Below are 11,068 nucleotides of genomic sequence, written 5' to 3'. Positions count from 1 at the left end.
AGAAATAATAATTCCTTATCTGTAAATATACGCCCATAAAATTAACAAATTATTAACAGTTAGGTTGTTTTGGTGAATGTTTGGTCAGTTTGAATATGGTTGGCTACGTCAAATTTAGGGCGTTCCAATCAGAAAAGTGGTTATGGCTATAGACTCATCTACTCTTTTGATTGATTGAAATGAAGCTTATATTTCAGGAGGATTGGATTGACAGGGTATTTAATGAGCTGGCTGTTTAATAAAAAAATAATTTCTGTCCCACTGCCTTTGTATAAAATATTTCATATTTAATAACCTGAAATCTGGTATTTTTTGGGCTTTAGAGGATTGCTATATCTCTATATAGATGAAATTCTTCATCGTATGACCATTTTTGTGTATCTTATTGCACTGCTCTTGGTGCTCCTGCAACTAAGTTGCTAACAATCCACATAGTTTATCTTGCTTTTATGATACCAATTTGGCTACTTTTGCTTTTTTTATCAGTTTCTATCGTGCTTTCTCAGGCGTTTATCCTTATTTATGGCAATATTGCTTGATAGTGCTGTAGTGGTATATACCACTACAGCCGTGAATCAATTTTTAATGAAATCAAATTGGCATAAATAAAAAATGTATATTGATAATTAATTATACTTCTCTATTTTCCGTCCAATTAATTTCTTCCTGCCATCACACCCCCATCGATATTCATGATCTCGCCTGTGATCCAGCTTGATTTTTCTGACAAAAGGAAGTCGATCGCATCGGCGACATCAGTTGTCCTGCCTATCCTGCCAATAGGATGAAACTTATTAAAATCTTGTAACGACTCCTCAATTTTATCTTCTTCAATAAATGACTTATAGATAGGAGTCACTACCACTGCTGGTGCTACAGCATTTACTCTTATATTGTATTCTGCGAGTTCCATAGCTAAATGTTGGGTAAGTGAATGTAGGCCTGCCTTTTGCATGGAATAAGCTGAAGAGGGTGTTGATTTAATTGCTTGGCTTGCCCACATAGAACCGATATTGACGATAGCCCCCCCACCATTTTTTTTCATATTTTCTGCTACTGCCTGAGTGATAAAAAAGAATGACTTATTAAGCTTTACCTGAAGATCGTAATCCTCTTCTTTATGTTCTAAAAAACTGATGGGCTTGAAATAACCGGCAGCATTTACAAGATATTTCACTCTTCGAGTTTCATCTTTTATTTTATTCATAAATTGAGAAATCTGTTTTTTGTCATAAAGATCAAGAACCAAAATTTCTACTTTTGAACCAAACTTTTCTATTTCAACTGCAGCATTTTGTAGTTTTGGTTTATCTCTTCCAATGATTAATATATCCAGACGATTATTTGAAAGTTTTTTTGCTGTTTCAAGTCCCATACCACTGGAACCCCCAACAATAATGGCTAAATCTTGATTAAACATTTACTCTCCTGATTAATATAAAATTCTGTCCAATCAAGTATTAAAGATCTACAATATTAAAAAAAGTAAGCACTTTTGGGTTTACTAAATACTTTATGGTACAAATTATTGAAATGTATGAAAAAAAATTAATACAAAGAAAAGCGCCTCTTAAAACTGGATCAATAGTAGAGGCTATTTATGGTTGTAAATGGTCTCTGACTATCTATTTCCTTTTGAGAAACGGAATCAATCGCCCTGGAGAAATGGTACGAAGTGTTGAAGGACTTTCAACGAAAGTTTTAAACCAATGCTTAAGGAAGAATTTGGAATTTGGCATCCTCAGCAAAAACACGTTTAATGAAATACCCCCCAGAGTCGAGTATTCTGTAACTCCCTTTGGAGAAAAATTTTTAAAGATTCTAGATCAAATAGAAGAGCTTAATGGTCAAATCAAATTTGAACAGTCTTAATCTATTGATTGTTGTAATCGATAAATATGACTAGAAATATATTATTATACTTAAATAAGTTGCAATAACTTGTTTGTTGCTTGCAATCAAGAAAGATGATTTAGACAATGCCATATACATTATTAGATTTGAATAAACTCTCAGGAGTGACTCTCGATCTTGATAATAAAACAGATAATGAATTAACAAAATTCTTTGCAGAGAATTTTTCGAATTCGTCTTCACTCTATATCAATATAGGCTTAGATACAGGCTGGAGTGACCTAGAGATAAAGTCAGGCAATGAACTGGCAAAAATCTTTGCGAGAATTCCCCAGAGTGTAACTTCATTGGATTTAAGTCAAAATAATCTTGACAAAATATCAGGCGATGAATTAGCGATAGCTTTTGCTGGAATTCCACCAAATGTAACGTTGCTTGATTTAACCAAGAACAACTTGAAGTTTCCAGAAAACATAGAAAGATTACGCGGGACATTACCCCATGTTCAAACTATTTATTTAAGCTTCTCTGAAATTAAAACCTGGTCTATTGAACAATGTAAGGCCCTTAAGGAGATTATGCCTCAACTCAATCATATTATTTTTCGAGATGAAGATGGTAACAATGTATTCAGGGGAAAAAATCCAAAAGACGAAGCCAATCTTCTCAGAAAATTTGGCATTATAAAAGTTCCTTCTCTTCTTAAGATTTCATTATTTCAATGTCGCAATTACCTCAATCTTGCTCAAATTCCAAAAGACAGGTTATTAAAGGACTTACCCTCAGAGCTACAAGAGCGATTGGGTTTTTTTTAGGTTAGACAATACAACCCATATTTGCCCACCTCTCAATAGGCTTGATCATAGATTCCATTGGTCGCATAGAGATCTTTATGCTTCTTATTCATATTCCACTTTGCGAGGTTATTTTATTTTGTTAGAGTTGAGGAGACTGAGGCCTTTCGTATTCCTCATCAAATTGAACTATTTCTTTGCAGAACAGGTCAATGTTCTCTACTAAGTCGTTAAATTGCGCTTCCACTGGATTTTTTTGTACAGAATATACCCCGTAAGAAAACAAGCCCAGGCATACACCAGGAATTCCAATACTAGCAAGTGCAACGGCCAGAGTATCAGTAAAGTAGGTCGCTGTTAAGAAACCAAAATACCAGGCTCCGAATGTTGCTCCAATAGCTAAAGCGGCACTTAATACAAGGATGTATAGACATGCCTGTGCAAGCCTATAGCTTGCAGTCGCTAAGTCTGTAGGAGTGTGGATAGTTGCAGGGATACTTAGAATATTGGTCTGGAGTTCTCTGCAAGCCTCTATAATTTTATCATCATTTTCTGTTGGATTTTTTGTTGATGTTTTTGATGTTAATGTCATAAGATTTGTTGTATTACGAATAATCAAATTTAATTGTTCTTTGCAATAAGGATCATCTGTTAATGTAAGTATATTTTGACATTTAGATATTATATTAGCGCCAAGTTTCTTGATCTCTTTTATATTTCGAATTTCTTTTCTACTATTTTTAGCATTCAAAAACCAATATTTTGATACTCGTGCTTCTACATCCCGTACCATATTTGACTCCATTATTAAAATGCGGAGTATAATGAGGAAAATGAAGGCTGTCTATTTACAAACCAGGGTTCAATAAAGAATAAATAAACTAATTAATGATTTTTGTATTATCTGAGGATTATCCTGGAGTGGCTAACGTATCAAAGAATATGAGTTAATGAGAGTTTTTGAGGTATTAAGGCAAATCATTGTGCCCACAATTACGTCACGTTTAAGTGCTTTTCCCTGAGGAATGACCCTCTACTCATAGGTTTGAGGTTTTTTTCTAAACATCTTGAGCTGGCTTTGCCTGGATTTTTCATCTAATATTTTTTGCTTGGCTCGTCTTGATCGTCGTTTCTTTTGACGTTTTACTTTTTCTATTCTTTGCTGTTCTTTTGTTTCTTCATCACTCAATATCGAGTGCAATTTTTCACAAAGTCGTACTCTTGCAAAATAGCGGTTATCCTCACGGCTTCTGGAGTACTGACACTTAATCTCCAGAGCAGAGGGGACATGTTTCAAGTAGACCGTTGATGCCGTTTTATGCAACTTCTGTCCTCCCTTACCACTGCCCAGGATAAATTTTTCGACAAGATCAGCTTCATTAATACAAAGCTTCGCCATCCACTCTGTTAGTTTCTCCCATTTCTCTTTACTAATCATGGCATTTGACACTTATATTGGTACCGTTGGCAAACCATTCTGTTTTTTGTTCTTAGAAACAAAAATATTTTGACCCCATCTAATGGCTGTTTAAGAGTGAGGATGGGCCCATATCATTGCTTGCTGTTCCCGTTAATATGCTAAAATAATATACACATACAACTTAATATCGTTGACTTAGTGCTAAATGACATTATTCATATTTAAAAGGATTTCCAGATGAAAGCAGTCATAATATTAATTATTTGCTTATTTTCTCTACAATTACAAGCAGCCTGCAAATGCAACTGTGACCCCACAGACATTCAACTATGTGCCAGTCAAAATGATCTGGATCACCCTTGTCCTTCCGTATGTTCTTCACCAGCACCTGGTATGGCACCTATGTTTACAGCGTGTCCTGTATCAAGGGTTACTGATCCGATCACAGGGATTACTAGCTGGGTTAATATGTGTAATTAGTAACAAATACCTGGCTCCCGGGTCAATGCAGAGATCTCTTAAATTGCGCAAGATAACTCTCATGTGTAATGATTTTTATGAAATATATATCTACTCTGACTATTCTGGGCTATAGACAATTAGATTTGAAAGGAAATAGAATGATTAAAGTTTAATGACATTGGAGATTAATATGTATAAGTGGCTGGAAAATGTCGAACTGTCGAACTTTAGTGTTCAAATTGAGGATTTTGTTAATCATCTTGTTGATCCGGCATCCCTTGTCATTCCTGACGACCCTGTTTTTGTTTCCTATCGAGAGGCTGAGCGATTAAGATTGATGTCAGCTGGCAGCTTGAAGGAAATGTCAAAACAGATGGAGGAGAGTCGTCAATTTATAAAGAAAGCGCCACAGGATACAAGCTATATTGCTATGGTGGTTAATAGCAGCGATATGGATAAGCCTTATGAAAAGGCTCTAAAGGATATTTTACGATGTCTTGTAGAGAAAGGCATGAACAGAGCTGAAATACGCATGACATGCAATGTGCTGCATTTAGGTTTAATACAGGTGCTTAATACTGCAAAAAAAGATGAACAGTTATCGATAAATATTATCAAAGATCTTAAGGAGATGGTCCATGAGGACAAAGCACATTTGGTCGATGATTATCTAACCATTTTAAACTCACACGATATGTCATCTGAATTCAAAGCACTGCCTCAATACCTTGAAGAATTAATTATTCAGCAGATGGTGGAGTTAGAAACACAGCGAAAAAAATTACGTGATGATAATGGGCTTGATTTAAGTCCAGAAGAAGTTATTTGTCCTTTTACCCGTAAAGTGATTCAAGTTGAACAATCATTAACAACGTCAACAGATGCGACCAAATTCATTATGCTTATTGTGGTTTTGACGCAATTGGCGAAGGTTAAGAACAATGACCTCGATGAGTTTATTAATAATCAGGACAGTGATTACATCAATAAATGTTTCGAATTGTTACAACAATATGTGCAAAATCCAAAGCAGTTTCTATTTACAGAAGAACAACACGAATTACTTATTCAATTAGGTATGGGTAAAGTGTTGCAGCAATGGCAAGCACAAGGAATTCAAGTACACTCTGTAGTGGAAACAGAAGATAAAATCAACTTGAATCAAGGTGTAATGGAGACAATGAAAAATACCAGTTCACTGGAACACACTCTTCGCTTTTTCAGCTTACTGAAAAAGGAAGAGGAGGAGCAAGAAAAATCTATTAGCTACAACCCATAAAATCAGGGTGCTCAGAGGGCTTCAACCTATGATGCCATGGTTCGAAGCCCTTTCAATCGGTATTAAATCAATGTATTGCGATGTAACAATATTCTCAACGCACCGACAGGTTTAGGCAGGCATTGAGAATATTGTTACATCGGTATTTTTAAACGATAGAAGGACTAATTCTAGGTAAAAGTATTTCTTTTTCATATATTAAATTCTTTTTTTCGTCCTGAAAATGCATTTGATATTAAAAATTTACGTTTTAAATTTGTTTAAAATTGAGTTCATGGCAAAAATAATCTTTTCCATTACCAATTAGCACAGTTTAAATTCCTTCATATTCCCTATTCATATAATTGATCTATTTATATATTATTGTTACAATTTGTATATTTTATTATGTAATTAGAGTGATTGATGCCATCTTTATTTTGGGCGAAAACAGGAAAACAATCGTCCGTCATTTCTGTCGAATGGAATCAGACACTTGATCCATTTTTGATAAAGAAATTGAAGGGTATCTATATGACTGCTTTCCTTAGTGCCCATCAGAATATTCCCGAAAGAGAATTGGGAATTTCCGAGATAAAGAAAAAAGCATGGCTGGAAGAATTATTTTCAGAGGAAATACAGACTTTAGAAAAAGAAAGAAATATTTCTTCTTTCGCCACTATTTTGGTTAATGATGTAACAGTTGGTTTTGTGACTTGTCGCTTACAAAGTAATAAAGAGATATACATCAAATTTTTGGCGATTAAACCATTTCAACCCATTAAATCCAATAAAAAAGAGGGAGCACTAGGCTTGGGTAGAATCGCTATTGAGAGTATTGAAAGTCGATTTCCTGATTTTGAAACTATTACTTTAGAGACGCATAGAACCAATAGGAATGCGCAAGGATTTTATGAACATCTTGGATTTAAGCGGACGACCCCCCCTTGTGGAGATGAAAAAAATTATATTGGTTATAGAAAACCAATTTCGGTACCATTGTTGATTGACCACATTAAATTGCGGCCTTGATGTCTCAAAATTAAAATTTAAAAGGTGTGATTAAAGCTGCGTTTTTTTCTTTAAGTAGCACTGATAGTGTGCCCCCCAAAACATTAGCTCGAGCAATTTGCAGAGCGATAATATTTTTTGCACGATGTATGTTCCACCAAGCAGCTACTATTTAATTGTTTGATATAACGATGAGCACTTCTTATTTCACCAAAATTAATAGGTAATCCCTATTTTCAGACAACATTAGCGACAGAGCCATGCCAATTAGACCCAAAGAAATAAAGAATCTCTTTTTATTTCAAAAACTGAAACTGGCCAAAGTGATGAGCTAAGGCTATAAATATCTATAGAGTCTATAGTTTGCCTCTAAAAGAGTTTTTTTATGGATAAAGAAAAAAGTAATATCCTTTATGTTGATGATGAAGCGAATAATCTTACTGCTTTTGTTGCGACATTTCGTCGTCATTTTAACGTGTTTACTGCCACCTCTGGACGCGAAGGTATAGATATTATGCGCCACAATAATATTCAAATAGTTATTACAGATCAAAGAATGCCAGAGATGACAGGAGTACAATTTTTAGAATCCATTATTCCTGAGTATCCCAATACCATTCGCATGATTTTAACAGGTTTTACTGATGTCGAGGCAATTATTAAAGCCATCAATACGGGTCGAGTATTTCGTTATATTACTAAGCCATGGGATCCGGTCGAATTAAAAATTAGTATTGATAGCGGTCTGAAGATGCTGAGTCTTGAAGAAGAGCGGTTGTCTTTGATTGAAAAACTGAATCATGAAGTATTATATCAAAAACGGATTATGGAGTTGTTTCAAAAGTACGTACCCAAAAATGTAGTCGATGACATTTTAAATGATCAGGGAGAAGATCCCTTAACTCGCGGTGAATACCGTATTATTTCAGTCATGTTTGCAGACATACGCCAATTTACTTCAATATCGGGTGAGCTGGGTCCTGATAAATCTGTGGAACTGCTTAATGCCTATTTTGAGTTAATGACCCAAAAAATAGGGGATTATCATGGCAGTGTTAATAAATTAATTGGCGATGGAATCTTGGCTTTATTCGGTGCCCCTGTTTCGCATATTGATAATCAGTTGAATGCTGTGTTTGCCGGATTAGCAATGATCGATGCACTAAAAGAATTCAACGACAAATACCGTGATGAAATAGGCCGTGATCTCGCTATAGGAATTGGTGTTAATACGGGAGAGGTAATCTCTGGCAATGTGGGTACTAGTGAACATATGGAATATACTGTTATCGGCGATACCGTAAATACCGCATCACGAATCGAAGAACTAACCAAAGCCAACCCCAATACTTTATTGATCAGCGAAACTACCTTTAAGCCTATTGCTAATGAAATTCTGGTTGAAGAATTAGAGCCTCAAGTGATTCGAGGTAAAGAGGAAAAACTCAAGCTTTATAGAGTACTTGGAAAGAAAACATGAGCTTCAATACAACAAAAACATGGGGGTTCTGGTACCAGAATATAATTGCCGCTTTTTTTTACACAATAGGTGGGATTGTGAGTAATATTTGGATTATTCCAAATACCATTATGACACCCATTTGGCTTCCGTTGGGTATGGCACTGGCTATGGTGCTTTGGTATGGAAAGAATGTTTTTCTCGGGATAGTCATTGCCGAAGCAGTTGGGACTGCTGTACTAAGTGACCCGATGTCCTGGCAAAACTGGGTTGCATCTATATTAATAGGATTTAGCTATGGGTTACTGGTACTCTGGGTTGCTCAATTTATTCAATATTATACTCATACCAAAACGCCATTCTATACAGTCAGAGATCTCTTAATTTTTATATTTGGGGCTGCTCTCTTGTCCCTTACCACTTGCACCATAAGCACCTCTTCATTGGCGCTATTCGGTTTAATTAAACCAGAGCTCATTATTTACTATTGGCTTATTTGGGGGATAACGAATGTTATAGGTATTGTAATAATGACACCCCTTATTATGACCTGGTACCATGAAAAACTTACTTTCAACTCGAAGGAATTTCTTGAGTACATAATTTTAATCGGTTTATTAGCTTGTACTATTAGTATACTCTATATGTTGAATTATCCTTTGGCTTATGTTTTATTACTTTTCTGTATATGGTCTGCTGTACGTTTCAGTACCCGATTAGCAACAACTATAGCATTTTTAATATCTATTTCTGTCCTTTGGCTTGAGATACATGGCTATAAGGAATTTCATGTTGTTGATATTTTTACCAGCTTATTACTGATACAAGCATTTGTTGCGGTCATATTTTTTACTACATTAATCTTATCTGCTGTGATTGCTGAACGCAGAAAAGCACAGCAAGAGCTCCTACAAGCGAACATCGAGCTGGAATCACGTGTGGAACAACGAACACAAGATCTTAATGAAAAAAACATCCAGCTTAATAATGCCTTAGATACCTTAAAACAAGCAGAGGCTCAATTAATCCAAGCGGAAAAAATGTCTTCTTTAGGGATATTAACTGCAGGAATCGCGCATGAAATCAACAACCCAGTCAATTTTATTTCTGCTAATATCGGCCCGTTGAAAAATGATATTAAAGATATTATACAACTATTAAATAAATATGAAGAAATTACCCCTGAAACATCAATAAAAGATAAAATACTGGAAATCTCAAAATATAGCGATGAAATTGATCTGCCTTTTACTTTACAAGAAACTCATAATTTACTTGACGGTATTGAAGAAGGTGCAAAACGCACAGCAAATATTGTAAAAGATCTACGCACTTTTTCGCGGCTTGATGAAGGAGAGCTGAAACACGTTAATATTCATGAGAACATCGATTCCACCTTAGCTTTATTGCACAATCAATTTCGCGATCGAATTACTGTCAAAAAAAACTATGAAGAGATTCCCAAGGTAGAATGTTTTCCAGGAAAAATCAATCAAGTATTTATGAATATCCTCACCAACGCAGCGTATGCAATTCCTGAACAGGGGGAAATTACTATTACTACTACCTGCAAGGGCAATGATCAAATCTTAATTAGTATTCGTGATACAGGCATTGGCATGAGTAAAGAAACGATGGCTAGGATTTTTGAACCTTTTTTTACTACAAAACCCATTGGGAAAGGGACAGGGTTAGGTTTGTCCATTTCATACAGTATTATTCAGGAGCATCACGGAACTATTTCAATTAACAGTATCCCAGGAAAAGGTAGTGAATTTATTATCACTCTCCCAATCAAATATTCTGAACTTCCAACAGATAAAGGTTGAAATTTTACAAAAGAGCAATATGATTGCCATACGTTGATATTTAGTTTACAAAAGCACCTCAAGTTTTAAAAGGAGTGCATTTAAAAAAATCAGAATACACTAAAGGAGTTAAAGAATAAGGGTATGAATTAACGAGATCTAGCTCTGTAGGATGAATGTGTACTGCATTTTGATTTAAAGCCCCAATTTTCCTATTTCTGAAAATACTGCAGTTCTAAAATCAAGTCTCATTCATCTAAGCCCTGTTGTGCTTAATAACCATTCAAGTGTTCTAATGAGAAACCGGCTATACTCGCTTGATGAGATCGCTTTTTATACGAAGAAATAGGCGATATTAAATTTCGTCTAAATTTAAATAATTAAAACCTTAGCCCCAGGATTGGCTTTGACCCAATTTGCCACATACTCGATATAGTTATTTTTGCCAACAGCAATGCATCCTCGTGTTGAGCTTGGTAAGTTGTTTAACCAACTAAACAAATTAGATGACTGAGTTGGCCCATGGATACCTACATCTCTACCTGTATATCCCGAAGCTAATTGCTTAGTAGTCGGATAGAGAATTGGAATAAAGACTTTAAATTGATTGGATTTTCTTGGATGAGCTAACCCATATAAACCAATTGGAGTTTTATTATCACCCGCTTGTTTTTTACCGACGCCTTTGTATCCGAGAGCTACTTTAAAGGTCTTAATTACAGTGCCGTGTTTACAAATATTTAAAATTCGCTTGGCAGTGTGTACATTGATTCCGTTTGATAAAGGACAAGTTGCAGTGCTAGCGAATAAAGCGACAGGAAAAAAAATAGAGATCATTAAAGAGATTGCTTTTATTTTCATATAAGTAGATTAATATTGTTGAAATTGGTTAATAATTATTCCATAGTATTGCCTTTATTCATAGGGGTTGGTTGGCTAAATTTTTACCAGCCAGTCGCATCGGGAAAGGGCAGATTGGAGCTAACTCTTTGGTTTTAAATA

The 11,068-nt window shown here is 35.2% G+C and carries 11 protein-coding genes; 7 read left to right on the top strand and 4 right to left on the bottom strand.

What is annotated here, in order from left to right; translation table 11 throughout:
• Positions 1 to 655: 655 nt before the first annotated feature.
• The gene (locus tag ACZ5EK_RS10905) at positions 656 to 1,420 is read right to left on the bottom strand and encodes an SDR family NAD(P)-dependent oxidoreductase (RefSeq protein ID WP_464429578.1); all 765 of its coding nucleotides are present in this window, start codon (positions 1,418 to 1,420) and stop codon (positions 656 to 658) included.
• Between the two features lie 95 nt (positions 1,421 to 1,515).
• On the opposite strand from ACZ5EK_RS10905, the gene ACZ5EK_RS10900 reads away from it, so the two are divergent.
• On the top strand, positions 1,516 to 1,872 hold the full coding sequence (locus ACZ5EK_RS10900; RefSeq protein WP_464429577.1) for a winged helix-turn-helix transcriptional regulator: 357 nt from the start codon (positions 1,516 to 1,518) through the stop codon (positions 1,870 to 1,872).
• Positions 1,873 to 1,979: 107 nt separating this feature from the next.
• A complete protein-coding gene (locus tag ACZ5EK_RS10895; protein ID WP_464429576.1) occupies positions 1,980 to 2,669 on the top strand; it encodes a hypothetical protein in 690 nt (229 codons plus the stop codon).
• Positions 2,670 to 2,790: 121 nt separating this feature from the next.
• Here the strand turns inward: ACZ5EK_RS10895 and ACZ5EK_RS10890 are convergent, their stop codons facing one another.
• Together ACZ5EK_RS10890 and ACZ5EK_RS10885 are read right to left on the bottom strand one after the other, a co-directional pair.
• The gene (locus ACZ5EK_RS10890; protein ID WP_464429575.1) at positions 2,791 to 3,441 is read right to left on the bottom strand and encodes a hypothetical protein; all 651 of its coding nucleotides are present in this window, start codon (positions 3,439 to 3,441) and stop codon (positions 2,791 to 2,793) included.
• A gap of 240 nt (positions 3,442 to 3,681) precedes the next feature.
• Positions 3,682 to 4,086, bottom strand: a complete 405-nt coding sequence (locus tag ACZ5EK_RS10885) for a peptide chain release factor family protein (RefSeq protein ID WP_464429574.1) — start codon at positions 4,084 to 4,086, stop codon at positions 3,682 to 3,684.
• A 219-nt stretch (positions 4,087 to 4,305) separates the two neighbouring features.
• On the opposite strand from ACZ5EK_RS10885, the gene ACZ5EK_RS10880 reads away from it, so the two are divergent.
• The 5 genes from ACZ5EK_RS10880 (at position 4,306) to ACZ5EK_RS10860 (ending at position 10,087) form a co-directional block, all read left to right on the top strand.
• Positions 4,306 to 4,548, top strand: a complete 243-nt coding sequence (locus tag ACZ5EK_RS10880) for a hypothetical protein (protein ID WP_464429573.1) — start codon at positions 4,306 to 4,308, stop codon at positions 4,546 to 4,548.
• Between the two features lie 172 nt (positions 4,549 to 4,720).
• A complete protein-coding gene (locus ACZ5EK_RS10875; protein ID WP_464429571.1) occupies positions 4,721 to 5,809 on the top strand; it encodes a hypothetical protein in 1,089 nt (362 codons plus the stop codon).
• A gap of 405 nt (positions 5,810 to 6,214) precedes the next feature.
• Positions 6,215 to 6,820 carry a GNAT family N-acetyltransferase gene (locus tag ACZ5EK_RS10870; RefSeq protein WP_464429570.1) on the top strand — a complete coding sequence of 202 codons (606 nt, stop codon included), beginning with the start codon at positions 6,215 to 6,217 and terminating at the stop codon, positions 6,818 to 6,820.
• Positions 6,821 to 7,184: 364 nt separating this feature from the next.
• Entirely contained in the window at positions 7,185 to 8,279 is a 1,095-nt protein-coding gene (locus ACZ5EK_RS10865; RefSeq protein ID WP_464429568.1) for an adenylate/guanylate cyclase domain-containing protein, read from the top strand.
• Positions 8,276 to 10,087: an ATP-binding protein gene (locus ACZ5EK_RS10860; RefSeq protein WP_464429567.1), complete on the top strand. Its 1,812-nt coding sequence runs from the start codon at positions 8,276 to 8,278 to the stop codon at positions 10,085 to 10,087. Before ACZ5EK_RS10865 ends, ACZ5EK_RS10860 begins: the two co-directional genes overlap by 4 nt.
• Before the next feature lie 351 nt (positions 10,088 to 10,438).
• Here ACZ5EK_RS10860 and ACZ5EK_RS10855 read toward each other — a convergent pair whose 3' ends face one another.
• The gene (locus tag ACZ5EK_RS10855; protein WP_464429565.1) at positions 10,439 to 10,927 is read right to left on the bottom strand and encodes a L,D-transpeptidase family protein; all 489 of its coding nucleotides are present in this window, start codon (positions 10,925 to 10,927) and stop codon (positions 10,439 to 10,441) included.
• Positions 10,928 to 11,068: the final 141 nt, after the last annotated feature.

This window comes from Legionella sp. JM-2024 (genome assembly GCF_055389095.1).
This window is presented reverse-complemented; position numbering and strand designations above follow the sequence as displayed.

Bases quoted from the DNA above. Each gene is read 5' to 3' on its own strand.
- ACZ5EK_RS10905 (WP_464429578.1), bottom strand. From the start codon at position 1,420: ATGTTTAATCAAGATTTAGCCATTATTGTTGGGGGTTCCAGTGGTATG.
- ACZ5EK_RS10900 (WP_464429577.1), top strand. From the start codon at position 1,516: ATGGTACAAATTATTGAAATGTATGAAAAAAAATTAATACAAAGAAAA.
- ACZ5EK_RS10895 (WP_464429576.1), top strand. From the start codon at position 1,980: ATGCCATATACATTATTAGATTTGAATAAACTCTCAGGAGTGACTCTC.
- ACZ5EK_RS10890 (WP_464429575.1), bottom strand. From the start codon at position 3,441: ATGGTACGGGATGTAGAAGCACGAGTATCAAAATATTGGTTTTTGAAT.
- ACZ5EK_RS10885 (WP_464429574.1), bottom strand. From the start codon at position 4,086: ATGATTAGTAAAGAGAAATGGGAGAAACTAACAGAGTGGATGGCGAAG.
- ACZ5EK_RS10880 (WP_464429573.1), top strand. From the start codon at position 4,306: ATGAAAGCAGTCATAATATTAATTATTTGCTTATTTTCTCTACAATTA.
- ACZ5EK_RS10875 (WP_464429571.1), top strand. From the start codon at position 4,721: ATGTATAAGTGGCTGGAAAATGTCGAACTGTCGAACTTTAGTGTTCAA.
- ACZ5EK_RS10870 (WP_464429570.1), top strand. From the start codon at position 6,215: ATGCCATCTTTATTTTGGGCGAAAACAGGAAAACAATCGTCCGTCATT.
- ACZ5EK_RS10865 (WP_464429568.1), top strand. From the start codon at position 7,185: ATGGATAAAGAAAAAAGTAATATCCTTTATGTTGATGATGAAGCGAAT.
- ACZ5EK_RS10860 (WP_464429567.1), top strand. From the start codon at position 8,276: ATGAGCTTCAATACAACAAAAACATGGGGGTTCTGGTACCAGAATATA.
- ACZ5EK_RS10855 (WP_464429565.1), bottom strand. From the start codon at position 10,927: ATGAAAATAAAAGCAATCTCTTTAATGATCTCTATTTTTTTTCCTGTC.